This window comes from Algibacter sp. L1A34 (assembly GCF_009796805.1).
Taxonomy (GTDB): Bacteria; Bacteroidota; Bacteroidia; order Flavobacteriales; family Flavobacteriaceae; genus Algibacter.
On the sequence record NZ_CP047029.1, the window covers coordinates 4,428,289 to 4,454,441 of the forward strand.

The 26,153-nt window shown below is 32.7% G+C and carries 21 protein-coding genes; 11 read left to right on the top strand and 10 right to left on the bottom strand.

Annotated features, from left to right (window positions below):
* Nucleotides 1-8: 8 nt before the first annotated feature.
* Nucleotides 9-101: a hypothetical protein gene (locus GQR97_RS18695; protein WP_233267572.1), complete on the bottom strand. Its 93-nt coding sequence runs from the start codon at nt 99-101 to the stop codon at nt 9-11.
* Between the two features lie 359 nt (nt 102-460).
* On the opposite strand from GQR97_RS18695, the gene GQR97_RS18700 reads away from it, so the two are divergent.
* The 3 genes from GQR97_RS18700 (at nt 461) to GQR97_RS18710 (ending at nt 9,664) form a co-directional block, all read left to right on the top strand.
* Nucleotides 461-625, top strand: a complete 165-nt coding sequence (locus tag GQR97_RS18700) for a hypothetical protein (RefSeq protein ID WP_158851176.1) — start codon at nt 461-463, stop codon at nt 623-625.
* A 317-nt stretch (nt 626-942) separates the two neighbouring features.
* A complete protein-coding gene (locus GQR97_RS18705) occupies nt 943-8,733 on the top strand; it encodes a BspA family leucine-rich repeat surface protein (protein ID WP_158851178.1) in 7,791 nt (2,596 codons plus the stop codon).
* Nucleotides 8,734-8,743: 10 nt separating this feature from the next.
* Nucleotides 8,744-9,664 carry a PorP/SprF family type IX secretion system membrane protein gene (locus GQR97_RS18710; RefSeq protein ID WP_158851180.1) on the top strand — a complete coding sequence of 307 codons (921 nt, stop codon included), beginning with the start codon at nt 8,744-8,746 and terminating at the stop codon, nt 9,662-9,664.
* Between the two features lie 73 nt (nt 9,665-9,737).
* Here the strand turns inward: GQR97_RS18710 and sppA are convergent, their stop codons facing one another.
* The 7 genes from sppA to GQR97_RS18745 all read right to left on the bottom strand — a co-directional run bounded on the left by sppA (nt 9,738) and on the right by GQR97_RS18745 (nt 17,439).
* Nucleotides 9,738-11,501: a signal peptide peptidase SppA gene (gene sppA / locus GQR97_RS18715; protein WP_158851182.1), complete on the bottom strand. Its 1,764-nt coding sequence runs from the start codon at nt 11,499-11,501 to the stop codon at nt 9,738-9,740.
* A gap of 170 nt (nt 11,502-11,671) precedes the next feature.
* Entirely contained in the window at nt 11,672-12,742 is a 1,071-nt protein-coding gene (locus GQR97_RS18720; RefSeq protein ID WP_158851184.1) for an AMP-binding protein, read from the bottom strand.
* 2 nt (nt 12,743-12,744) lie between these two features.
* Nucleotides 12,745-13,701: a CPBP family intramembrane glutamic endopeptidase gene (locus GQR97_RS18725; RefSeq protein WP_158851186.1), complete on the bottom strand. Its 957-nt coding sequence runs from the start codon at nt 13,699-13,701 to the stop codon at nt 12,745-12,747.
* Nucleotides 13,692-14,738 carry an o-succinylbenzoate synthase gene (locus tag GQR97_RS18730; protein WP_158851929.1) on the bottom strand — a complete coding sequence of 349 codons (1,047 nt, stop codon included), beginning with the start codon at nt 14,736-14,738 and terminating at the stop codon, nt 13,692-13,694. Before GQR97_RS18730 ends, GQR97_RS18725 begins: the two co-directional genes overlap by 10 nt.
* 237 nt (nt 14,739-14,975) lie before the next feature.
* Nucleotides 14,976-15,653 (bottom strand): metal-dependent hydrolase, encoded by a 678-nt coding sequence (locus GQR97_RS18735; protein WP_158851188.1) that lies wholly within the window; start codon nt 15,651-15,653, stop codon nt 14,976-14,978.
* A 43-nt stretch (nt 15,654-15,696) separates the two neighbouring features.
* Entirely contained in the window at nt 15,697-16,599 is a 903-nt protein-coding gene (gene menA / locus GQR97_RS18740; protein WP_158851190.1) for a 1,4-dihydroxy-2-naphthoate octaprenyltransferase, read from the bottom strand.
* The gene (locus GQR97_RS18745; RefSeq protein WP_158851192.1) at nt 16,600-17,439 is read right to left on the bottom strand and encodes a 1,4-dihydroxy-2-naphthoyl-CoA synthase; all 840 of its coding nucleotides are present in this window, start codon (nt 17,437-17,439) and stop codon (nt 16,600-16,602) included.
* Between the two features lie 54 nt (nt 17,440-17,493).
* Between GQR97_RS18745 and GQR97_RS18750 the strand changes: the two genes are divergently transcribed.
* Together GQR97_RS18750 and GQR97_RS19845 are read left to right on the top strand one after the other, a co-directional pair.
* On the top strand, nt 17,494-18,609 hold the full coding sequence (locus GQR97_RS18750; protein ID WP_158851194.1) for a C1 family peptidase: 1,116 nt from the start codon (nt 17,494-17,496) through the stop codon (nt 18,607-18,609).
* Between the two features lie 176 nt (nt 18,610-18,785).
* Nucleotides 18,786-18,962, top strand: a complete 177-nt coding sequence (locus GQR97_RS19845) for a hypothetical protein (protein WP_233267573.1) — start codon at nt 18,786-18,788, stop codon at nt 18,960-18,962.
* Between the two features lie 51 nt (nt 18,963-19,013).
* On the opposite strand, the gene GQR97_RS18755 is transcribed toward GQR97_RS19845, so the two are convergent.
* Nucleotides 19,014-19,679: a uracil-DNA glycosylase gene (locus GQR97_RS18755; protein ID WP_158851196.1), complete on the bottom strand. Its 666-nt coding sequence runs from the start codon at nt 19,677-19,679 to the stop codon at nt 19,014-19,016.
* Between the two features lie 68 nt (nt 19,680-19,747).
* Here GQR97_RS18755 and GQR97_RS18760 point away from each other — a divergent pair, with 68 nt between their 5' ends.
* Nucleotides 19,748-20,182: a DUF1801 domain-containing protein gene (locus GQR97_RS18760; protein ID WP_158851198.1), complete on the top strand. Its 435-nt coding sequence runs from the start codon at nt 19,748-19,750 to the stop codon at nt 20,180-20,182.
* Between the two features lies 1 nt (nt 20,183).
* Here GQR97_RS18760 and holA read toward each other — a convergent pair whose 3' ends face one another.
* Complete coding sequence (gene holA / locus GQR97_RS18765; protein ID WP_158851200.1) at nt 20,184-21,188, bottom strand: DNA polymerase III subunit delta; 1,005 nt, start codon at nt 21,186-21,188, stop codon at nt 20,184-20,186.
* A 102-nt stretch (nt 21,189-21,290) separates the two neighbouring features.
* Between holA and GQR97_RS18770 the strand changes: the two genes are divergently transcribed.
* The 5 genes from GQR97_RS18770 to GQR97_RS18785 all read left to right on the top strand — a co-directional run bounded on the left by GQR97_RS18770 (nt 21,291) and on the right by GQR97_RS18785 (nt 26,098).
* Complete coding sequence (locus GQR97_RS18770) at nt 21,291-21,743, top strand: type I restriction enzyme HsdR N-terminal domain-containing protein (protein ID WP_158851202.1); 453 nt, start codon at nt 21,291-21,293, stop codon at nt 21,741-21,743.
* A gap of 77 nt (nt 21,744-21,820) precedes the next feature.
* Nucleotides 21,821-22,807, top strand: a complete 987-nt coding sequence (locus tag GQR97_RS18775) for a glycosyltransferase family 2 protein (protein ID WP_158851203.1) — start codon at nt 21,821-21,823, stop codon at nt 22,805-22,807.
* 107 nt (nt 22,808-22,914) lie between these two features.
* On the top strand, nt 22,915-23,754 hold the full coding sequence (locus GQR97_RS18780) for a flagellar motor protein MotB (RefSeq protein WP_158851205.1): 840 nt from the start codon (nt 22,915-22,917) through the stop codon (nt 23,752-23,754).
* 391 nt (nt 23,755-24,145) lie between these two features.
* Nucleotides 24,146-24,268, top strand: a complete 123-nt coding sequence (locus tag GQR97_RS19870) for a hypothetical protein (protein ID WP_262885916.1) — start codon at nt 24,146-24,148, stop codon at nt 24,266-24,268.
* Between the two features lie 150 nt (nt 24,269-24,418).
* Complete coding sequence (locus GQR97_RS18785; protein ID WP_158851207.1) at nt 24,419-26,098, top strand: glycoside hydrolase family 2 TIM barrel-domain containing protein; 1,680 nt, start codon at nt 24,419-24,421, stop codon at nt 26,096-26,098.
* Nucleotides 26,099-26,153: the final 55 nt, after the last annotated feature.

Sequence of the window (26,153 nt, forward strand, 5' to 3'; positions counted from 1 at the left end):
ACTTCTCTTTAAAGGTTTTGATATGAATTAACTAATCTTATAAATCCTAATCTATAACCACCTTTATCATCTCCTCTACCTGCCTCTACTAGTTTAACCACCTCTTCTAAACTGGTTTTATTTGAGTATTTAGAAACTCTTAACCTATAAGCCTTGTACTTTAGTTGAGTTAAATTCTAATTGTGGTTTCAAATTTTTAGCTATTGTAAAGCATATCTCTTAACGAACATGAACAGCATTTTTTCACTGAATTCAGGGTGAAAAAGCTAACTAAAAAACAAGAAATTTGCATGATATAAATAAATATGACATCAAAAAAAATATTCTTATTAGAAGGATTAGAATTAATGAATGCCTTTATAACTTATTTTAAACCTTGGGCTTTAACCCCTTCGCCTATTCAAGTACCTTTTAAGATAATCACTTTACAATACCAGAATCATATAAAACGGTAGTTCAAATGCATAACACAATACTATTTGGTGTTGGAGCACCTGACTATATAGAATTTAATGGGTATGATGGTGAATCTCCTTCTTCTGATGAATTTATGTTGGAAGAACTTAAAGGTGATAAGGGAATACATCAAAGGTTTTGTGATGTTGGTCAAAATTGGATTATATGAGATCATCAACGAAAAAATACTTTAAGAGAACCTGTTATTGTAATTGCTGACCATGGTTTAACCGTTGAAGATATCGATGATTTCCCAGGACAAGATGAAATAGCTTTCGGTATAGGAGGACTTTTTTTAAAATTGATGAGCCAATTTATATTAAACAACACAGATTACGTATGAGATATAATAATTTTAAAATCACCAATAGATGAGGCTTCCTTTTTAACCAATTTAGCTCACTTAATCGAAACAAAACAACACTTTAACCGGTAAAAGTTAAATTTTAACAGTATTTTAGCCGCATATATCTTTAAATCCCTAATATGAAATATATAATTAACCTACTCTTTCTATTTTTAAGTCTCACTTCATTTTCACAAACGGAATTCTCATCTCTTTGGAATACTTCGAATATAGACACAGGGACTTCTGCTATTAATGAAATTGCAATACCAACAAACCCAAGTTACACCTATAATTACAACGTAGATTGGGGAGATGGACAGACTGACGCGGGAGTTACTGGAGATATTACCCATACCTATGCTACTCCAAATACCTACACAATAACTATTGACGGTACTTTTCCTTCTATATATTTTAATAATCAAGGTGATAAATTAAAAATTATAGAGATTCTAAATTGGGGTAACACCCAATGGCAAACTATGGAAAACGCTTTTTATGGTTGTGAAAATTTAAATTTTGATGCCATAGATTCTCCTGACTTATCACAAGTGACTTCTCTTAAAAACATGTTTAAAGCTGCCACATCTTTTAACGGTATTATCAATAATTGGGACATCAGTACTATTACGAATATTTCAGGTTTGTTTTACGGAACAGATATCTTTAATAGACCTCTAGATCTATGGAATACAGGAAATGTAACAGATATGTCTGAAACATTCTATCGTGCGTCAAATTTTAACGAACCCTTAGACAATTGGAATACGGCACAGGTAACAAACATGACCAAAATGTTTTATTCTGCTTTTACGTTTAATCAAAATATAAATGGTTGGGATGTTAGTAGAGTCACGGATATGTCTTACATGTTTTATGGTACTATTTACAACCAACCTTTAAACAACTGGATAGTAAACAATGTTACTAATATGTATTACATGTTCTACTCATCAGATTTTAATTTACCCTTAAATAACTGGACTGTTGATAATGTTACCAATATGTCTAGAATGTTCGGACAATCGGAGTTTAATCAACCTATAGAGATTTGGAATGTTAGTAATGTTACCGACATGTCTTACATGTTTTATAGGCATAGAACCTTTGACCAACCTTTAAACGAATGGGATGTTAGCAATGTTACTAATATGACGAGTATGTTTGATGGATATAGCTGGGGTGGTAAATTCAACCAACCATTAAACAATTGGGTCGTTAACAATGTAACAAACATGAGTTTCATGTTTAGAGATAACAGATATTTTAATCAACCTTTAAATAATTGGATTGTTAGTGCGGTTACAGACATGGAATCGATGTTTGAAGATACCGAAATCTTTAATCAGGATATTACAGGTTGGGATGTTAGTAATGTTATTGACATGAGTTCTATGTTTGAAGATGCCGATGCTTTTAACCAAGCTATTGCTAGCTGGGATGTTAGTAATGTTACCAATATGAGCTCTATGTTTTATTTAACTGACACGTTTAATCAGCCTCTTGAAATTTGGGATGTTAGTAAAGTTAGAAACATGAGTTCTATGTTTAATCGAGCGCTAGCATTTAATCAAGCGTTAAATGGTTGGGAGACCTCGGCTGTAACCAACATGTCTTACATGTTTTATACTTATAACACTGTTACAGCATTTAACCAGCCTCTAAACAACTGGGATACTTCTGCCGTATCAAATATGTCTGCCATGTTTGGAAATGCGTCTACATTTAATCAAAGTTTAGGTTCTTGGAACATAAGTAACATATCAAATATGTCTGATATGTTAGACAACTCGGGGCTTTCTCAAACTAATTATGATAATACATTAATAAGTTGGGAATCGCAATCTGTAAAAGATAATGTGACTCTTGGTGCTGCTGGATTAAATTATTGCGACAGTAGAGATCAACGACAAAACCTAATAGATAATTCTAACTGGACAATCAACGATGACATTATTAACTGTTCGTTTGTGCTTTGCACCTCTTTGGTTTCTCCTGTTAATGGTGATACTAACGTACCTTCTAACACTAATATAACTTGGGAAGCCGTACCTGGAGCTACAGGTTATAAAGTTAGTTATCGAATAGAAAACGGAGGTGCCATTACCGCTACAGAAACCGATTTAGACGTGGGCTACGTTACTGGTTTGGACTTTACATCAGATCTAACTCCTGGCGACACTGTTTATGTAACCATTGTGCCTTACAATACAACTGATGGTGATGCTACAGGGTGCACAGAGGAAAGTTTTACCGTTATATCTAATTGGGTAAACGATCCTACCGCTTTTAAACTTACGATTGACACGAGCATAGCAGAAAGCTACACTAGTGCTGCAAATCAACTTGAAATAGATGCTAATTCTGGGTATCCAGATTATTTAACTTATAACTACTCTATAGATTGGGGAGACAATCAATTTAACAATAATGTTACAGGAGATATTACACATACTTACCTTGTTCCTGGTATTTATACTATCAGTATTATTGGAGATTATCCTGCTCACTATTACTCTTCTTATTTTTCTGACAGCAAGAAACTTCTATCGATAGACCAATGGGGAACCCAGCAATGGCAATCTATGAAGGATGCTTTCTACGGATGTTCGAATATGGAATACAACGCCACAGATATACCAGATTTATCACAGGTAACAACCGCGTATCGTATGTTTGGATCAGCTAGTCTTTTTAATGGTGATATAAACGATTGGGATGTTAGTAATATAGAAGACATGTCTAGTATGTTTCAAAGCGCAACTGTTTTTAACCAGCCTTTAAATGATTGGGATGTCTCTAGCGTCACCAATATGCAGTATATGTTTTCTAGTACGAGAAATTTTGACCAACCACTAGACAACTGGATTACAAGTAATGTTACAAATATGCTCGGAATGTTTTCATATGCCAGTATATTTAATCAAAACATCAACAACTGGGATGTAGGTTCCGTAACTACCATGAGGCGCATGTTTGATAGAGCCAGTCTATTCAATCAACCGTTACTCGGTTGGGATGTGTCATCTGTTAACTCCATGGAAGAAATGTTTAACGACGCAATCGCTTTTGATCAACCAATAGATAACTGGATTGTTAGCAACGTTACCAACATGTCTTCTATGTTTGAAAACGCCACAGCATTCAATCAAAATATTAATAGCTGGATTGTAAGTGCCGTTACCGATATGAATTCTATGTTTAACAGTGCTACAAACTTTAACATGCCTTTAAATAATTGGGATGTGACTTCTGTAACCAACATGCAATCTATGTTTGAAAGTGCTGAAACGTTTAACCAAAATATTAATACATGGAACGTAACCAATGTTATAAATATGGCGTCAACGTTTGAGAGTGCTAAAGCCTTTAACGAACCATTAAACGGTTGGGACGTTAACTCTGTAGTAGATATGACTTCTATGTTTGAAAGTGCTGAAGTCTTTAATCAGCCATTAAACATTTGGAATGTAAGTGCTGTTGCCAACATGACTTCTATGTTTGAAAAAGCTTTGGTTTTTAACCAAGACTTAAGTACTTGGAATGTTAGCTCTGTAACTTTGATGCCTTCTATGTTTGAAGATGCTAGAGCCTTTAACCAACCTATTAACACTTGGAATGTTGCTTCTGTTACAACCATGGAAGAAATGTTTAAAAATGCTATTGTTTTTAATGAATCATTAGACAATTGGAACACAGGAGAAGTATTAACCATGGAGGAAATGTTTAGTGGAGCAACTGCTTTTAATCAAAACATAGACAACTGGAATGTTTCCTTTGTAAAGACCATGGAAGCCATGTTTAAAAATGCTTCAAGCTATAACCAAACCATGAATTCATGGAATGTTGCCTCTGTAACAACTATGGAAGAAATGTTTAGTGGGGCCACTGTATTCAACAAGATTATTGATAGTTGGAATGTTAGAGCCGTTACTACCATGGAAGAAATGTTTTATAATGCTACCGCTTTTAATCAAACTATTAATAGCTGGCGAGTTTCAAATGTCTTAAATATGGACGCCATGTTTAGAAACGCCTCATCTTTCGATCAAGCGTTAGATCGTTGGGATATTGGAGAAACAAGTATGCGTTATATGTTTAGCAATGCTGCGGCTTTAAACCAAGAGTTTAGTACTTGGGATGTTAGTCGTGTTACTAACATGCAATATATGTTAGATAATACAGCATTAACTAGAGAAAACTATGATGCAACTTTAGTAGCTTGGTCTAAGCTAGTCTTAATTACTAACATAAACCTTGGAGCTCAAAGCTTACTTTATTGTGACGCCCTGGAAGAAAGACAATCCATGATCGATACTTATGGTTGGACATTTACAGGTGATATTTTAGACTGCCCGATTCCTGCTTGTACCCAACTTATTTCTCCTGCAAATGGAGATACAGATGTACCTGTTAATACAAACCTTACTTGGGAACCTACTCTTTATGCCAGAGGGTATAAACTAACGGTTATAACTCAACCCGGAAACGTTTTATTAGTAAATAACGAAACAGTAACAGATCCATCGTATCAATTTTTATTAGATTTTTCAGGAAATGAAATTGTAGAAGTTACTATTACTCCTTTTAATGATGAAGGAGAACCAACAGGGTGTACCATGGAAAGTTTTACTATTACCAACAATAGTGTTCCAACAGTTCCTGAATGTACTTCTTTAACAACGCCTTTAGATGAAACTATAGATATTTCTGTAGAAAGCAGCTTAGAGTGGACGCCAATTGCGAATGCAGATGGATATAGAATTACAGCAGGAACAACTTCAGGTGCTACCGATATACTAAATGATATTGATGTAGCCAATGTAACGGTTTACGATTTACCTTCAGACCTACCTGAAAACACTAAAATTTATATCAAAATAACGCCTTATAATGCCACTGGAGATGCAACAACCTGTTCCGAAGAAAGTTTCACTACAGAAATTATCCCTGTTGCTCCAACGTGTACAAACTTAACATCTCCTTTAGATGGAGCTACAGATGTTCCAACAGATACAGATATTAGTTGGAACGCTACACCAAATACAACAGGATACCTACTTTCTGTAGGTACTACAGGAGGAGGAATTGAAGTTCTTAATAATATTGACGTAGGTAATGTAACAACTTATGATCTTCCTGATAATCTAAATGCTAATCGATTAATTTTTGTAAACATTACGCCTTATAATGAAGTTGGCGACGCAACAAGTTGTAACGAAGAAAGTTTTAGAACAGGATCTTTTGCAAGCACAGATACTCAAACATGCACAAGCCTTACAAGTCCACTAAACAACGCAACAGATATTTCTATATCAACAAATTTAACTTGGGCTAGTAATGCAACAGTTAATGGTTATAAAATATCTATAGGCACCACAACAGGAGCAACAGATATTCTTACTCTAACAGATGTAGGCAATATAACAACCTACGATTTAGTAACAGACTTACCTGAAACTACTACTATTTTTGTTACTATAATTCCATACGGCGATATAGGTGATGCTACTGGATGCACAGAAGAATCTTTTACTACAGAAACCTTACCAACGGCTCCTAATTGTACAACACTTAATAATCCGTTAAACAATGATACAGATGTAGATATTACTACGGATTTAAGTTGGATAGCTGCAGCAGATACCGCTGGATATATTATTTCCGTGGGGACAACCTCAGGTGCTACAGATATTTTAGATAACGAAGATGTTGGAAATATAACAACTTACAACTTAACTTCAGATTTACCTGAAACAGAAACTATATTTGTAACCATTACACCATACAACGCGGTAGGCAATGCCACAGGATGCACTGAGGAATCGTTTGTTACAGAAACCTTACCAACGACCCCTAATTGCACAACACTTAATAATCCGTTAAACAATGATACAGATGTAGATATTACTACAGATTTAAGTTGGATAGCTACAACAGATACCGCTGGATATATTATTTCCGTGGGAACAACTTCAGGCGCTACCGATATTTTAGATAACGAAGATGTTGGAAATGTAACAACTTACAACTTAACTTCAGATTTACCTGAAACAGAAACTATATTTGTAACCATTACACCATACAACGCGGTAGGCAATGCCACAGGATGCACTGAGGAATCGTTTGTTACAGAAACCTTACCAACGACCCCTAATTGCACAACACTTAATAATCCGTTAAACAATGATACAGATGTAGATATTACTACGGATTTAAGTTGGATAGCTGCAGCAGATACAGCTGGATATATTATCTCTGTGGGGACAACCTCAGGTGCTACAGATATTTTAGATAACGAAGATGTTGGAAATGTAACAACTTACAACTTAACTTCAGGTTTACCTGAAACAGAAACTATATTTGTAACCATTACACCACACAACGCGGTAGGCAATGCCACAGGATGTACTGAGGAATCTTTTACTACAGAAACCTTACCAACGGCTCCTAATTGCACAACACTTAATAATCCGCTAAACAATGCTACAGATGTAGATATTACTACAGATTTAAGTTGGATAGCTGCAGCAGATACCGCTGGATATATTATTTCCGTGGGAACAACTTCAGGCGCTACCGATATTTTAGATAACGAAAATGTTGGAAATGTAACAACTTTCAACTTAACTTCAGATTTACCTGAAACAGAAACTATATTTGTAACCATTACACCATACAACGCGGTAGGTAACGCGACAGGATGTACTGAGGAGTCGTTTGCTACAGAAACCTTACCAACGGCTCCTAATTGCACAACACTTAATAATCCGCTAAACAAGGCTACAGATGTAGATATTACTACAGATTTAAGTTGGATAGCTGCAGCAGACACCTCTGGATATATTATCTCTGTGGGGACAACCTCAGGTGCTACAGATATTTTAGATAACGAAGATGTTGGAAATGTAACAACTTACAACTTAACTTCAGATTTACCTGAAACAGAAACTATATTTGTAACCATTACACCATACAACGCGGTAGGCAATGCCACAGGATGTACTGAGGAATCTTTTACTACAGAAACCTTACCAACGGCTCCTAATTGCACAACACTTAATAATCCGCTAAACAATGCTACAGATGTAGATATTACTACAGATTTAAGTTGGATAGCTACAACAGATACCGCTGGATATATTATTTCCATGGGAACAACTTCAGGCGCTACCGATATTTTAGATAACGAAAATGTTGGAAATGTAACAACTTACAACTTAACTTCAGATTTACCTGAAACAGAAACTATATTTGTAACCATTACACCATACAACGCGGTAGGCAATGCGACAGGATGTACTGAGGAATCTTTTGTTACAGAAACACTTCTAACGATTCCCAATTGTACAACACTTAATAATCCTGTTAATAACGATATAGATATCTCAATAGAGACTACTATTGATTGGGAACCTGTTACAGGTGCAGATGGATACAAAATTTCCATAGGTTCTACATCTGGAGGAACACAGATAATAGATAATTATGATATCGGGTTTTCTACATCTTATAGTTTAGATAACGACTTACTAGAAGGAACGTCTTACTATGTAAATATCACGCCGTATAACGTTATGGGAGATGCTGAGTCTTGTACAGAAAGCATTTTCACAACATTAACCCTTCCAAAAAATGATGTTAAATATGGGTTTTCGCCGGATAATGATGGCATTAATGATTTCTGGACTATTGAAGGCATAGAAGTCCACCCTGATAACATCGTTACTATTTATAACCGTTGGGGAGATATGGTATTTCAAACTAAAGGCTATAACAACACAACTAATGTGTTTAGAGGTATCGCTAACAAAAAGACAAAAATGGGAGCAGATATATTACCTGAAGGAACTTACTTCTTTAATTTCTCAATTAAAGGCTCACATAATTTTGACAAACTAAAAGGCTTTGTTGTTATAAAAAGATAAACCCAAATCAATGAATTTCACAAAAAAAACAATAGCAATAGCTATACTTATAGGGTTTGCACACTGTATAAACGCACAACAAACACCTACATTTTCAGAATACAATTACAATCCTTTTATAATAAATGCAGCGTACGCCGGCTTAACAAAAAACACAGAGTTCTCTATGAGTAATACTGGTTTTTTCAATCAGTTCGAAGGTAGTCCAAGAAGTTTTTCACTAAGTGGGCATGGCTCTTTAAATGAAAAAAAGATGGGTATCGGTGCAGCCATAATGCGAGACCAAATAGGCATTACCAAATCAACTTCTTTTTTCGCAGCATACTCGTATAAAATATTTTTTGATTTTAAAAGTAATAGACCTTATTGGCAATTGTATGATACAGGAGTTCTATCCTTTGGTATTACTGCTGGATTACAGCAATATCAAAGTAACTTAACCGAATTAGGTATCATAGGAGACCCTAAATTCGCCCAAGATATAAATACATCTATACCAACCATAGGTCTTAGTTTTCTTTTTAACCATGCTTCCTTTTACGTTGGTTTTTCGACTCCAAATGTTATGGGAGATAGCTTAGCTTCAGACAAAAACTTAGTACTAAACAGCCCTTATTATGGATATTTTGGTTACCGTATTTACAATAACCGCTTTGAAGATTTTATGATAAAACCAAATATGCTAATTAAATATGAAGATGGAGCACCATTACAAGCAGATTTTAATGTTGCGTTTAGTTTTAAAAATAAGTTTGAAATAGGAACAGGATATAGAACAAGTAATTCTATCAACTTTTTAGCTGGTATTTATTTATTTAATAATATGCGTGCTATTTACAATTACAATATAGCTAACAAAAATTCACCTTTAGGAAATACCCATGGCCTGATATTAAGCCTTCAATTAAATGAAGGTTATAGTAATAATTAATTACTTATAAAAAATTGAACAAAAAAAAACAGACACCTATCAAAGTGTCTGTTTTTTTTGTTTATAAAATGGATTACTTCACATCTAAACTATAAGGAAATAATAACTGAATACCTTTACGTTGTGTAAGCGTTTTTACTTCTTTGTAAATATTATATTGCACTTCCCCAAGTTCATCTTTTAAAATAGTTTCTTTAGCTTTTACTAAACCAAACTCTTGCAGCATTTTATCTAAGTCCTTTTTAAAGATAGGAAATTCGTTAATTTTATAATCTTCAATTCCAGCAGCTTCGGCAGCATATTTTAAGGCTAAATCTAATCCACCTAACTCATCTACCAATCCGTTTTCCAAGGCATCATTTCCTGTCCAAACACGACCTTGAGCAATAGCCTTAACATCATCTTGGTTCATGTCTCGTCCATCAGCAACTCTTTTGGTAAACAACTCATAAATATCTATAATACCTTCTTTTATAAAAGCATGTTGATCTTCACTCATCGGTTCAAAAAAGCTAAAAGTTACTGCATTCTTATTTGTAACCACTTGTTCTGCATTAATACCCATTCTATCGGCTAAAACCTTACCGTTTGGCAACATACCAAACACACCTATACTCCCCGTAATTGTTGTAGGTTCCGCTATAATTTTATCCGCATTACAAGCAATATAATATCCTCCAGATGCAGCAAGATTACCCATAGAAACAATTACAGGTTTTACTTTTTTAGTCAATTCAATTTCTCTCCAAATTAACTCACTCGCCAAGGCGCTTCCTCCTGGAGAATTAATACGTAAAACAACTGCTTTCACCTTATCATCCTCTCTTGCTTTCTTAAGAGATGCATTCATAGTACCTTGTCCAATATTATTCTCATCACCTTCACCATAGATAATTTCACCTTCAGCATAAATTACGGCTATTCTATTTTTGTTAGTTTTTAACTTCAACTTACTGGCTGTATGGATTGCATAATCATATATTGATATTGTTTTTAATTTTTTATCATTTTCAACACCAACGGCATATCTTAATCCATTTACATACTCATCATGATAAGCAATTTTATCAACCATTTTTGAAGACATTGCCAAAGTTGCATTTCTTGCTAAAAGGCTATCGGCAATAATATTTAATCTAATTTCATCAATCATTCTACTTTTAGAAATGTCTTGTTTCATTTCATTCCAAAGTGAATTTAAATACACCGTAATTTGTTCACGATTATTGTCGCTCATTTCATTTTCTAAAAATGGCTCAACAGCACTTTTATATTTACCAAAGCGAACCACTTCCATTTTAACTCCAGATTTTTCTTGAAAATCTTTGAAGTATAATTGTTCGGAAGACAAACCTTTAAACTCCATCATCCCAACAGGATTAATATAAATAGTATCAGCAACCGAAGATAAATAGTAATCTTTTTGCGTATAAACATCGGCGTAAGCCACAATAAACTTTCCAGATTCTTTAAATTTTAAAAGTGCATTTCTTAAAGCTTTAGTTTGCGATATTCCAGCATCTATAAAATTATTATCAATAGAAATTCCTTTAATTTTATCATCTGTTGCCGCAAAATTAATAGCATCAATTATATTGAAAAGACCATTTTTCTTGTCTTCATTTAAAAATGGATATTCTGCAAACTCTGTTTTACCTGCGTAATCCTTAATAGGGAAATCTAGTTTTAATTCTAAAATAGAATTGTCTCTTACTTGAACGACATCATTACCTCCTGAGCCCAAAACAGCTCCTAAAAGAACAATACCCAAAAAGAAAAGTACACAGAATAAAATAATTCCTGTTACTGTTGATAATACACGTTTTATAAAATCCATAATTATTATTTTTCTATAAGTATTAAAAAAAGCTGTAAAGTTACAGTTTCTACTTATTAATTTTAAAATATTATTCGAAGGAACAATTTCACTTCAATTTAAACTAAAAAACAATACCTACAAGGTTATAAAAACCTTGTAGGTATTATTAAGTGATGCTTTATATTTACTTAAAAAGTAATTTGATCTAAAGTATTTTTGCGATGAATTTTCCCTGAAGCAGTATTAATAAATTTATTTACTGTATAAATAGCTTTCGGTTTTTCATATTTATCTAAACCATCAAAAATAGAATCGTCTAGCTTTTTATTTTTACCTTCAATAATTAAAATAGCTTTTTCACCTAAAGTTTCATCTGGGATAGAGGTAATAAAAAATTGTTGTTCAATTTTACATTGAAGTTTATGTTCGATTACCTCAGGGTATAATTTTATCCCGCCAGAATTAATCACGTTATCAAAACGACCTAACCATTCAAAACTAGAATCCGAATGTATTTTTACTATATCGTTAGTAATAATTTTTTCATCTAAAAGTTCTGGTGCATCAATAACCAAACAACTTCTATCGTCTGTAGAGACCGTAATTCCTGGTAAAGTTTTAAAACATGTTTTGGAATCGGAATCTGTGAAATTATTAATCTTTTTAACAGCAATATGCGAAACAGTTTCTGTCATACCATAGGTTTCATAAACCATAGGTTTTTTATCTTGAATTAAAGCTTTTATACTTTCAGAAACGCGTCCGCCACCAACAATTACAGTTTTTATTTTATCAAAATATTTTGCGAAATTTTTAAGTTGCATAGGTGTAAAAGCGCAAAACTCATAATCCTTCTCGTAATCTATTCTTGGAAAAGCAGCAGGCTCTACAATATCCAATTCTAGACCTAAAACAATAGCCCGAACAATCATCATTTTACCAGCAATAAAATTTGATGGCAAGCAATGTAATACTTTTTTACCTGGCGTAAGATTAAAGAAATTGCCCGTAGCAATAGCCGATTTTATCATGGCTTCTTTTTTAATCATTATCTCCTTTGGCCTACCAGTAGATCCAGATGTATGTACTTTTATAAAATCATGCCTATCTAACCAATCAAGTAAAAATTCACCCAATTCTCGTTCGTAAGCATCTCCCTCTTTTACAAAGCTATACGCTACTTCCATTAAGTCTTCGTGAGAATAATGGTGATCATTTAATTTAAACCTTACATGTACTTTAGTGTAATCTGGTATCATAATTATTCTATTATTTTATAATCATCTTTTGGTGGTTCTACAACATTTCCTATTAATTTATCTTTCCAATTACTCCAGTTATATTTCTTAGAAAGAATAAATAAAAGTATTGGAAAAACTACAAATACAGGGAAAAATATTTCGCCCAAGGCCATAGTATCAGGATCGGACATATCTTTTAAAATTGAATCGGTTTGAAAGGCTGTCCAATCGGCAGTAACTAACAAAGCTGTAAATAAATTATTGGCTGCATGGAACCCTAAGGCAAGTTCTAAGCCTTCGTCCATTAAAGTTAAAACACCTAAAAACAAACCTGTGCCTATGTAATAAACCATAATTACTGGCCCTAATTGCTCCACTTCAGGATTTGCAATATGCATAAGTCCAAAACCAACAGAAGTTATTAAAAGTGGTAACCATTTATTTTTAAATACCACACCAATACCTTGCATTAAGTAGCCTCTAAAAAAATACTCTTCGAAACTCGTTTGTAACGGTATTAATGTAATAGCTATAGCTGCTAATATTAAAAATGGTTTTAATTTAAAATTAAGTACATAGTCTTCTGGAGCAAAAAAGAAATAATCCACCAATACAAAACTAGATGAAATAACGCCCCATAGAATAAAAATAAACCAAAAACGTTTCCAATCTATTTTTTTTCTCGCCGTTGTTAATTGCACAAACGACTGTTTATGTATAACTTTAGCCGAAAAAATAACACCTACCAATCCTGCTGCAAAAGACAACAGCATTAAAAACAGAAATAAATTACTACCCAAAGCCTCAATCATATCTGGGATAGTAACTGGCATATCGCCTGTTTGAAAAACTTTTATGCCTAATACAATTCCCAGAGGAATCATACCAATTATTTGCCAAGCTATAAAAATTATTAATACACCTAATAAATATCGCCACCAATCGTGTAAACCTTTAAAGGCTTGAGCTATATACATACTTCTAAATTAAATTTCCAAGGTTCTACCTTATTATACTGCAATGTACCATTTTTAACTAAAAGTGGTGACTCAAAATTATTAGAAAACAAACTACCCGTTCCTAAACCTTGTGGCAAATTACTGTTTAAAGCATACGTATATTGCGCGATGGCATTTAACCCCACATTGCTCTCTAAGGCACTTGTAATCCACCAACCTATATTTTGTTTGTTGGCTAAACTAATCCAAGAGTCGCTCCCTTTAAAACCACCAATTAAAGTTGGTTTTAGAATAATATATTGTGGACAAATAGCTTCTAGTAATACTTGTTTTTTATCTTCGGAAAACACACCTATAAGTTCCTCGTCTAGAGCAATAGGTAATGGTGTAGCTTCGCAAAGTTTTGCCATTTCGGTTATTTGTCCTTGTTTTATAGGCTGTTCAATGGAATGTAAATCGAAATCTGATAATATTTTCAGTTTTTCTAAAGCTTCCGAAGGTTTAAAAGCACCATTAGCATCTACACGTAATTCAATATCATTTGAATTGAATTCCTTTCGAATAGATTTTAGCAGATTAATCTCTGTTTGAAAATTGATAGCACCAATTTTCATTTTAATGCAACTAAAACCAGCCTCTATTTTATCCTGAATTTGTTCCTTCATGAAACTTTCCGTTCCCATCCAAATTAATCCGTTAATAGCAATACTATCTTCAGTTTTAGTAAATTTTGAAGGAAATAAATCAAAACCATCAACGCTGTCAATAGATTTAAACGCCATTTCTAAACCAAATTGGATACTAGGAAATTCTTCTAACTGCAATAACAAATTATCTAAACCTAGATTTATGTTTTCGCAAACCCATTTTAGTTTTTCTTCATAATCGGGTCTATCATCAATAGAAAGTCCTCGAAACATTCCACATTCTCCAACACCTTTCTTGGGTCCTTTATCTAAGATAATAAACCAAGTTTCTTTAGTTTTCAAAATACCTCGCGATGTACCGCTGGCTTGTTTGAAGTTTAAAGTATATGGTTGGTAAGTTGCCGTCATAGTCATGCTAAATTAATAATTTATTCCATGAAACATTAAAACTTAACAAGGATTATCATAAAATTTTCAGATTGATTAGTTGTTTATTCTTTTAATATAAAATTGATAATTATTAGACACATAAAGTCATAATAAACCACTTTTTATATAAAATTAGAATTATTACAACGAAATAAGGTCTTAAAAACCAGATGATTCAAATTTAAAAACAAACGGATTAAAAATTACGATGCGTATTTAAAGCTCAATACTCTCTCCTATTTCTAAAAGCATTAAATCTTTATCCTTCTCGAAAAATTTTCGCTTTGCGACCTCGTGATCGATTTCGATGTAACCAAAAGTATCAAAATGACAACCTAATATTTTATCGCATTCCACAAAATCGCTCGCTAAAATGGCATCGTTAATACCCATAGTAAAATTATCACCAATAGGAAGAATTGCCAAGTCTAGTTTGGTTTGCATCGGAATTAATTTCATATCAAACGTTAAAGCCGTATCTCCAGCGATATAAATATTTTTATGCTCACTTTCAATTATAAAACCGCCTGGCTGCCCACCATAAGTACCATCAGGAAAAGACGAGGTATGAATAGCGTTTACATATTTCACGTTTCCGAACTCAAAATCCCATTGTCCTCCATGGTTCATTGGGTGTCCTTCTAAACCAAGATTCCCAAAATGAGTTACAATTTCGAAGTTAGAAATTATAACAGCATTAGTCCGTTTGGCAATGGCATCAACATCTAGAATATGATCTTGATGCGCATGCGTAACCATAATATAATCGGCTTCTATGGTATTAATATCAATATTTGCAGCCTTTTCGTTACCTGTAATAAAAGGATCGACAAGTATGCTAATATCATCTATTTTAATACCTAAACAAGCATGACCGTAAAATGTGATTTTCATTAGAAATAAATTATTAAAATTGAACTCTAAATTTACTAAATTTTTACAACAATTGCCCCAAACCCAGTAAAATAGATAAAAGCACCGTTGTAAGCGCTAACTTTTTTAATTCAGGATCAAAATGTTGTGGGTTTTGTGTGTTATTCACTTTTTTAAGATGAAGAAATAAAGGTATAAAAGCAATTAAAAAAATAAAATTAAAAGCTGACTTATAAAACAAAACACCAAATAAAATTGATAGTAAAATAGCCAAAATAATTAAAAAACTATGATATGTTTTAGCCTTTAAGCTACCTAATTTTAACGCTAAAGTAATTTTATTGGATTTTGTATCCGATTCTATATCACGCATATTATTAAGGTTTAACACAGCGGTGCTTAACAAGCCAATTATTACGGCTGGTAAAATCACTATAAAATCTATCGTTTTTGCAAACAATACATAACCACCAATAACGCTAACAAAACCAAAAAACAGAAACACAAAAATATCTCCCATGGCATTATACCCATAGGCATTACCACCAACTGTATATTTAATTGCGGCAATTATTGCCCCAACGCTAAGCACAAAAAAGACTACTGAAAGTAAAAAATGAGTGCTTCCAAAAGCAAAATAAATAGTTAATAAAGCCAAAATGGTTGAAATTACCACATTTATTGTAATGGCCTTTTTCATTTCCTTTGGAGATATTACGCCACTTTGTATAGCACGCTCCGGCCCTATTCTATCATCATTATCGGTTCCTTTAACACCATCACCATAGTCGTTTGCTAAATTGGAAAGTATTTGAAAACTTAGAGTCGACAAAATAGCCAACAAACAAATTACCCAATTAAAGACACCTTGATAAGCTGCTAAAAAGGAAGCTAAAATAATTCCGGAAATGGATAAAGGTAAAGTGCGCAAGCGCATAGAAGAAATCCAGATTTTTGTTTTATTCATTTATGGGATCCATTTTTTAGGAAAATTAGGCTTTCTTTTTTCAAGAAATGCATCTCGACCTTCTTTGGCTTCATCTGTCATATAAGCTAAACGTGTTGCTTCACCAGCGAATACTTGTTGCCCAACCATACCATCGTCTGTTAAATTCATTGCGAATTTCAACATTTTTATCGATGTTGGAGATTTTCCTAATATTTCCTGAGCCCAATCATAAGCTGTACTTTCTAATTCATCGTGTGGGATAACGGCGTTTACCATGCCCATATCATAAGCTTCTTGTGCTGAGTAATTTCGTCCTAAAAAGAAAATTTCACGTGCTCTTTTCTGCCCTACCATTTTAGCTAAATAAGCCGAGCCATAACCACCATCAAAACTAGTAACGTCGGCATCTGTTTGTTTAAAAATAGCGTGTTCTTTACTTGCTAAAGTTAAATCACAAATTACATGCAAACTATGTCCGCCACCAACAGCCCAACCAGGAACTACTGCTATCACAACTTTAGGCATAAAACGAATTAAACGCTGAACTTCTAATATATTTAAACGATGATACCCATCTTCTCCTACATAACCTTGATGACCTCGTGCTTTTTGATCTCCACCACTACAAAAAGAATACACACCATCTTTAGTAGAAGGCCCTTCGGCAGATAATAATACCACACCAATATTCACATCTTCATTCGCATCATAAAATGCATCATACAGTTCTGCCGTTGTTTTTGGTCTAAATGCATTTCTAACATCTGGTCTGTTAAACGCGATTCGCGCTACACCATTACATTTTTTATATGTAATATCTGTATATTCTTTAACAGTTATCCAATTTTCTTGACTCATTTTCTTTATTTTAGCCAAAAATAAATTTTATTTCATTAAAACCATTCATTCCCTATGAAAAATAATATTTCATTACTTGTTTTGCTCTTCATTTGTATCTCTATAAATGCACAAACTTATAAGTTTGAAACTGTTATAGATATTGAAACTACCGATGTTATTAGTCAAGGAAATACAGGAACATGTTGGAGTTTTTCTACGTCTTCATTTTTAGAAAGCGAAATAATAAGACTTACAGGTAAAAAAATTGATTTATCTGAAATGTACACGGTACGTAATACCTATCCTAAAAAAGCTTGGAACTATATAATGCGCCAAGGAAAAACACAATTTAGCGAAGGTGGCTTGGCTCACGATGTTTTAAACAGCGTAAAAGATCATGGTTTAGTTCCTAGTTTTGTTTTTACAGGACTGGATGAAGCTAATACAAGACATAACCATTCTGAAATGATTACAGTTTTAACTGGTGTTTTAAATACCTATGTAAACGATGTAAAAAAACCACTATCTCCAAAATGGAAACAAGTTACAGAATCGATTTTGGACATTTACTTAGGTAAAAACGTTGAAACTTTTAATTATGAAGGTATACAATATACTCCAAAATCATTTTTAGAAATGACTAAAATTAATCCAGATGATTATGTGAGTTTAACATCTTTTTCTCATGAACCATATTACACCAATTTCGTTTTAAACATTCCTGATAATTTTTCAAACGGGAGCTTCTACAACATCACAATTGAAGATGCAGTTAAAACGGTAAATAATGCTCTTAAAAAAGGATATACAATAGCTTTAGATTGCGATGTAAGTGAAAGTACATTTACAGCAAATCCTGGTATGGCAATAATTCCAGAAGACAGCAATGTAAACCTAAAGGAATTGACCGAAATTGTACCAGAAAAAGAGATTACACAAGCGTACAGACAACAAGAATTTGAAAATTTCAATACCACAGACGATCATTTAATGCATATTACAGGATTAGTAAAAGATCAAAACGGAAATACATACTATAAAGTAAAGAATTCATGGGGAAAAAACTCCGAACGTATTGCTAATAACGGTTTTATCTACATGAGTGAGGCTTATTTCAAATTAAAAATGATTTCTATAACACTTCATAAAAATGTAGTTGATAAAAAATATCATAATATTTTGAATTAATCATAAATCTAACTCCTAAAATATTACGGATACCACAAAAATGAAAAACCGCATTTATAAACGAATGTTCATATTATTTAAATTATTAACTTTGCACATATAAATAGTAGATTATGCATAATTTGCATATCGTCGATATAATTTGTACATTGTCGAATATTTAAACCCCATTTAATATGATTTCAACAATTATTCTTACACTTTCAATACTTATTTTATTTAATTTATTGCTTCTAAAATTTAGCTGTAACAAGACACCTAAAACTACGAAAGTAAATAAAGAGCCTGTTGTTTTATCACCGTATTTAGAATTAGATAACATGAATGAAAGACTTGCACCTACAGGAAGCTAATAACACTTTCTTTTTAGCTTAATGCTAAGTTTTAATTTTCCCTATTTAATTTTACCAGTTAAGTGTTTTTTCACCTAAGTCTTTAAGATATTGGTTTACCTGCGAAAAATGCTTATTCCCAAACCAATACCCTCTATTTGCAGATAAAGGTGATGGATGTCCACTAGTTAAAACCAAATGCTTCTTATCATCTATAAGTTTCACTTTCTTTTTTGCAAAACCTCCCCAAAGTAAAAATATTATATTCTCATTTTTATCACTAACTGTTTTTATCACAGAGTCCGTAAAGGTTTCCCAACCTTGTTTTTGATGACTTGCAGCTTCGTGAGCTCTAACTGTAAGCGTAGCATTTAAAAGTAAAACGCCTTGTTTTGCCAAACGTTCTAGATTACCACTTTTAGGATAGGGAATTCCTAAATCGGCTTCAATTTCCTTAAAAATATTAACTAATGAAGGTGGATGTTTTACACTATCGGCAACAGAGAAACATAAACCATTAGCCTGACCGTAATCATGATATGGATCTTGCCCAATAATCACAACTTTTACATCATTAAAATGACAATAATTAAAAGCATTAAAAACAGCTTCTTCTGGAGGGAAACAAGTATTCGTGTTATATTCATCAGTTACAAATTTCATTAAATTCTTGAAGTATTCCTTTTTAAATTCTTTATCTAAATACGGTTTCCAACTATCGTGAATGTCTAAATTCATTTATATTTTTTTAAGAAGAAACTAAATTAACACTATCTTTAATCTAATTTCAATTTAAGAAGAAAAAAATGGCTTTTAATTCCTTACAGATAGAAACAGATTCTAGAATTGAACAAGTGTTTAACAATTATCCAGAGTTCGTTAAAAACCAGATACAACAACTTAGAACACTTATTTTAGAAGTTGCAAATAGCATTGAAGGTATTTCTAAAATTGAAGAAACCCTAAAATGGGGAGAGCCTAGTTATTTGGTGAAAAAAGGAAGTACAATTAGAATACACTGGAAACCTAAAAAACCAGACCAATATGCCATGTATTTTAAATGTACCAGTAAATTAGTTGAAACTTTTAAAATTGTTTTTAAAGATATTTTTGAGTTTGAAGGGCATCGCGCTATTGTATTTAAATTAGATGATAAAATACCCGAAACCGAATTAAAACAATGTATTGAAGCTGCTTTAAAGTACCATAAAGTAAAACAATTACCTTTTTTAGGATTATGAACTAAATAAAAATACGCACCAAAAGTTCTTTAAGCAAATCGCCTTGAGGAATAGCATTAGAACCAACACCTTTACTTTTTACATCGAATTCGCGCAAAGTTGCCACTACACCACTCACCTTTCTCATCGGGAAATTTCTAGCAGCAGTAATATAATCATTCACAAAATACGGATTAACACGAAGCGCAGAGGCAACACTTCTAGGCGACTTATCACTTAATCCATGAAACGTAAGCAATTGCGAAAAAAAAGCAAACAATAATGAAACAGTAACAACCATTGGGTTATCTTTTGGGTTATCTCCAAAATATTGTACAATTTTAAAAGCTTTAACCGCGTTGCGTTCACCAACAGCTTTCCTTAACTCAAAATTATTGTAATCTTTACTAATCCCAATATTTTCCTCAACATGTTCTGGCGTAATTTGTGTGCCTTTTGGTAAAATAATCTGAAGTTTTTCTAACTCATTATTTATTTTACTCAAATCAGTTCCTAAAAACTCCACAAGCATTTGTGCTGCTTTCGGGGTAATTTCATATTTCTTCGGAGCCAGTACACGACGAATCCAATCGGCTACTTGATTATCATAAAGTTTTTTACTCTCGTAAACAATACCCTCTTTTTTAAGCGTTTTATATAGCGCTTTACGCTTATCAATTTTTTTGTACTTATAATTAAAAACTAAAACAGTACTTGGTTGTGGGTTTTCGGCATATTTAGCCAATTTCTCAATACTTCTGGATAAATCTTGAGCTTCCTTTACAATAATAACTTGGTGCTCTGCCATCATTGGGTATCGTTTAGCATGCCCAACAATATCATCTATAGTAACATCACGACCGTACAAAACCATTTGGTTAAACCCACGTTCAGCTTCATCTAAAACAGAAGTTTCAATAAAATCTGAAATTTTATCAATATAATAAGCCTCTTCACCCATTAAAAAGTAAATAGGTTTTAAGTTTTTATTTTTTATATCGGTTACTATTTGTTTTACTTCGTCCAAATCTGGTATAAATTCCTAATTATAAATTTCAAATTCCTAAAAACGATTGCTGCCTATAAAATTTGATTAATTGCTTAACTTTGAAAAAATTTTAAAATTTCAGTGTTACAAAAATTAAATTTTCCTGAGTTTTCATTTCGTTTCAAAAATAGCGAAAATAAAGTATCTATTTTCGATTGTATTCGCAAAAAATTTGTGATTTTACAACCCGAAGAATGGGTTAGACAACATTGCACACTCTATTTAATAAATGTTAAAAAATATCCCCTTTCATTAATTAACGTGGAAAAAGAACTCACTATTAACGATTTAAAAAAACGTTACGATATTGTTGTTTTCAATCCCGACGGCAGTATTCATTTAATTGTAGAATGTAAAGCACCAAAAATAAACATTAATCAAACCACATTCGACCAAATTGCACGTTATAATACAGAACTAAACGCCACTTATTTAATGGTAACTAACGGAATAAATCATTATTATTGCCAAATGGATTTCGAAAACGAACGGTATCAGTTTTTAAAAGATATTCCGGAGTATAATCCACAATAAAATAGTTTTAACACCATTCAACAATCTAAACGTTATATTTTTAAACAAATAAACTTTTAACCCATAAACAAGATCAATTGAAAATCGCCATCGCCATACTAAACTGGAACGGAAAAAAACTTTTAAAACAGTTTTTACCTTCGGTAGTTGAACACTCTAAAGAAGCCGAAATTTATGTAGCCGATAATGCATCAACCGATGATTCTATTTCATTTATTAAAAACAACTTCCCTACTGTAAAAATTATTCAGAATGAAGAAAATGGAGGTTTTGCAAAAGGTTATAATGATGCTTTAAAGCATATTGAGGCCGAGGTGGTTTGTTTATTAAATAATGATATAGAAGTTACAAAAAACTGGCTTCTCCCTATTATTGAGGCCTTTAAAAGCAACCCAAATACCGCAATACTTCAACCTAAAATATTAGACTTTAAAAACAAAGCCTATTTTGAATATGCTGGTGCAGCAGGCGGATTTATAGACAAATACGCCTACCCATATTGCCGAGGCCGTATTTTTAACACGCTTGAAAAAGACAATGGACAATACAACGACACTAGCGAAATTTTTTGGGCAACCGGAGCTTGCTTTTTTGTAAAAAATCATATTTTCAAACAATATAATGGTTTCGATGAGCACTTCTTCGCTCACATGGAAGAAATAGATCTATGCTGGCGCGTAAAAAACGAAGGTTATTCTATAAAATACGTTGGAACATCTACTATTTATCATGTTGGTGGGGCTACATTAAATGCTATAAATCCAAAAAAAACCTATCTTAACTTTAGAAATAGTCTTTATACACTTACCAAAAATGCAAAAGGCTCTTTATTCTTTATTATTTTTATCCGTTTAGTTCTCGATGGTTTTGCTGCAACAAAATTTTTATTCGAATTAAAACCCAAGCATACCATAGCAATTCTAAAAGCCCATTTTAGTTATTATTCTAATTTAAATAGGTTATTAAAACAACGCAAGACAATAAAAAATAAAACAAATTACTACAAAAAAACATCCATTGCTATCGATTATTTCGTAAATAAAAACATCTATTACAAAAGATAAAAGAAATTAGCAAAAGTTTTGTTAATAACTCTGCTAACAACCTATTTTTATATACTTTTGTTAATTATAGAACGAACATTTTTTAATCCAAAATTATAAAACAACTTATGAAAAAAGTTTTATTACTTAGTCTGTCAGCCATGTTACTTTTAAGTTCATGTGTTTCAAAAAAACAATTTACAGATCTTGAAGCTAAACAAAAAGAAACTCAAGATTTACTCAACTCGGCAACCGTAAAATTAAACTCTTGTTTAGAAGATCGCGCAGCAGCAACAGCTAAAGCTACCGTATTAGAATCTCAAGTAAACGATTTACGTAATAACAATGATAACCTTCAATTATTATCTTCTAAAGGAGCTAGTAGTATCGAGAAAACATTAGAAAGTATAAAAGAAAAAGAACTTAAAATTTCACGTTTACAAGACGCACTTACTAAAAAAGACAGTATCACGTTAGCTTTAGTAACAAGCCTAAAACGCGAAGTTGGTATTAACGATCCAGATATCCAGGTAAATGTAGAAAAAGGTGTAGTTTTCATTTCTATCGCCGATAAATTACTTTTCCAAAGCGGAAGTTACAACGTAACCACTAGAGCTAAAGAAGTATTAGCTAAAGTAGCTAAAGTTATCAATAGCAAACCAGAATTTGAAGCAATGATTGAAGGTCATACAGATAGCAGATCTTACCAAAAAGGTGTGCTTTTAGACAACTGGGATTTAAGTGTTAAACGTTCTACATCTATCATTCGTGTGTTACAAGGCTTAGGTGTTAATCCAGGACAGTTAATCGCTGCAGGACGTAGTTCTTATGTACCTTTAGTAGATAACGATACTGCTGAAAACAGAGCAAAAAACAGACGTACACGTGTTGTTGTTCTTCCTAAAATCGATCAATTTTACGATATGATCGAAAAAGAAATGAAAAACTTAGAAGCTGGAGGAAAATAATCAGCTTAGTATTAAACATTTAAAAGCCCGACTGTAAAGTTGGGCTTTTTTTATGCCTTTTTTTGGGCGTTACCCTATCGGGTCAGGCTTTACGTTGCAATTCCTCGTTCGTACCTCTCTGCGGGATTTTCACTGCAATCCTTAACGCAGGGCTTAACACAAAGGTTTGGTTAGAATAGCCTTCTTATAGTGGCATAATTATTACAGAATTCTTTATAGGTTTTACTTTTGGAATTGTATTTTTACTTTATTAATATGTGCCAGTTCTATCATTATTAGGCACAAGCTGGAAAAAAACAACATTAGAGCTAAATATGACACTTAGAGAATTGAAAAAGGAATTAAATCTCAAGCACTAAACAATTCGTTTAAATTTAAGACATATATTATATTGCATAAAGCTTTCGATGAACTTGGAATTAGAATATTGGATGGAATAGAAATTGAAAAGCCAATAATGATTTATGGAAATGAGCACGATTGCGAACCGATTAACATCTATGCATTTGAATAAAAAAACTGGCTACAACACAATATATAATTTATTATTAGTCTTAGCTTGTTTGAGGAAACCCTCCGGGTTTCCCAATCTTATGGGTTTTATTTGCTAAATTAGTGGCTTAAACCATACACAAAACCGAGTCCAATTAAAAAAACGGAGTACATGAAACAAAATTTAACATTAATACTCATTCTATGTATCACCCAACTGATTTTGGGCTGTTCTCAACCGGAGAAGTCTAAAACGGTACAAAAGGAAGTAGAAACCAATATTGAACTAAAAGACAATTGGTACTACCTTAATGGAGAAAAGTTTTTTATAAAAGCAATTGGATACGAAATAGGTGCACGTCCAGGACAACATCCTTATGAAGATGAAAAGAAAGATCATTTGGAGTTAATGAAATTTGATCTCGATAACATTAAAAAAGGTGGTTATAATACGATAAGAACTTGGAGTCAATTTTCTGAAGCTCAATTGAAACTTGTACAAGAATCGGGTTTAAAACTTATTATGGGTTTAGATGTTAATCCAGAAGAAGATTATAGGGATCCTAAATTTATAAATCACTGCAAGACACAGCTTGAAAACATTTTAAAATATGCACCAAAATATAATTGTATAATTACGTATTTGGTTATTAACGAACCTCAAACGGATCATATTCATGAGGTTTCTGCTCAGGCATTTAAAAACTTAATGAAAATGATGGTAGATATGATTCATAAAAATCATCCAAATATACCAGTAACACTTTCTGCAAATGCAATGATTAGTGATTGGATGGATGAAAGTATGTATGATGTATACGCTTATAATTGTTACGGTTACAATGAAGGCCAAACAGCAACAATGGGGTTTAGAGATTATATTAAAGGTTTAAATGAATTAAACGGATTAGATAAACCATTTATAATAACTGAGTTTGGACATTCAGTATCTCCAAAAGGAGGTTTTGGTAGTTTTGGCTCAAGAACCTTAAAGGAACAAAGCGAAGGATTAGTTTCTAATTACAGAGATCTTATGGATGCTGGAGCTGTAGGTATGTGTCCATTTTATTATGCTGATGGTTGGTGGAAAGGTGGAGAAAAAAGCATACATAATAAAGAGCAACCAGAAGAATGGTTTGGATTTTGGGGTTATAAAGATATTAACGACAAATATGGCTCGCCACGCCCAGTTTGGTTTGCCATGCGAGATTATATGAAAGGACTAATTATAAGTCCTAAAAACAAAACAGTACACACCAACACAACAACGATACCTTTAGAGTTTTATAATGATGCCACTATAAAAAAAGTAGTTGTAAAAAACCGTGATGAAATTATCTATTCTAAAAACATAACAAACGCAGGTTATTTTGCAGATCAATTAACAATTAATCCAGATGGTATTGAAGCCATGGAGCTTGCTTTTGAGTTTTTTGATAGTGAAGATAATAGTGTTAAAAACGAATCTATTATAATTCTGGCTTCCAAAACAGTTATAGACTTGCCTAAATTAAGCATAGAAGTTTCACCCAAAAAAGATTTAAACGACGTAAAAGTTGGAAGCATTACAACCAAAATAGAAACCAATGAAAATTTTAAACTCATTGGTGATTTAATCGTTAGCTATAATACACATCTTGGATGGGACGTTGGTCCACAAGTATCTGTTTCGGTTAAAGATCAAATGGATAAAAAAGTAATTACTTCTGAAAATTTCTTTAATATTCCTGATAATTGCTGGGTTGTAAATGCATCTGCAGGAATCTCAGTTAGGTATGGTAAGTTTACCTTTAAAATTCATGACCAAAAAATAATTTATAGAGGTGATTGGGCTAAAGAAATCAGTCGTTAGCAAGACTTTGGGTAGGGATTTTAACTTTTATGACTCAAAAATTTATGATGGTTGG

Excerpts from the sequence above, each read along its gene's own strand:
- GQR97_RS18700 (WP_158851176.1), top strand. The coding sequence starts at position 461 with ATGCATAACACAATACTATTTGGTGTTGGAGCACCTGACTATATAGAA.
- GQR97_RS18705 (WP_158851178.1), top strand. The coding sequence starts at position 943 with ATGAAATATATAATTAACCTACTCTTTCTATTTTTAAGTCTCACTTCA.
- GQR97_RS18710 (WP_158851180.1), top strand. The coding sequence starts at position 8,744 with ATGAATTTCACAAAAAAAACAATAGCAATAGCTATACTTATAGGGTTT.
- sppA (WP_158851182.1), bottom strand. The coding sequence starts at position 11,501 with ATGGATTTTATAAAACGTGTATTATCAACAGTAACAGGAATTATTTTA.
- GQR97_RS18720 (WP_158851184.1), bottom strand. The coding sequence starts at position 12,742 with ATGATACCAGATTACACTAAAGTACATGTAAGGTTTAAATTAAATGAT.
- GQR97_RS18725 (WP_158851186.1), bottom strand. The coding sequence starts at position 13,701 with ATGTATATAGCTCAAGCCTTTAAAGGTTTACACGATTGGTGGCGATAT.
- GQR97_RS18730 (WP_158851929.1), bottom strand. The coding sequence starts at position 14,738 with ATGACGGCAACTTACCAACCATATACTTTAAACTTCAAACAAGCCAGC.
- GQR97_RS18735 (WP_158851188.1), bottom strand. The coding sequence starts at position 15,653 with ATGAAAATCACATTTTACGGTCATGCTTGTTTAGGTATTAAAATAGAT.
- menA (WP_158851190.1), bottom strand. The coding sequence starts at position 16,599 with ATGAATAAAACAAAAATCTGGATTTCTTCTATGCGCTTGCGCACTTTA.
- GQR97_RS18745 (WP_158851192.1), bottom strand. The coding sequence starts at position 17,439 with ATGAGTCAAGAAAATTGGATAACTGTTAAAGAATATACAGATATTACA.
- GQR97_RS18750 (WP_158851194.1), top strand. The coding sequence starts at position 17,494 with ATGAAAAATAATATTTCATTACTTGTTTTGCTCTTCATTTGTATCTCT.
- GQR97_RS19845 (WP_233267573.1), top strand. The coding sequence starts at position 18,786 with ATGATTTCAACAATTATTCTTACACTTTCAATACTTATTTTATTTAAT.
- GQR97_RS18755 (WP_158851196.1), bottom strand. The coding sequence starts at position 19,679 with ATGAATTTAGACATTCACGATAGTTGGAAACCGTATTTAGATAAAGAA.
- GQR97_RS18760 (WP_158851198.1), top strand. The coding sequence starts at position 19,748 with ATGGCTTTTAATTCCTTACAGATAGAAACAGATTCTAGAATTGAACAA.
- GQR97_RS18780 (WP_158851205.1), top strand. The coding sequence starts at position 22,915 with ATGAAAAAAGTTTTATTACTTAGTCTGTCAGCCATGTTACTTTTAAGT.
- GQR97_RS18785 (WP_158851207.1), top strand. The coding sequence starts at position 24,419 with ATGAAACAAAATTTAACATTAATACTCATTCTATGTATCACCCAACTG.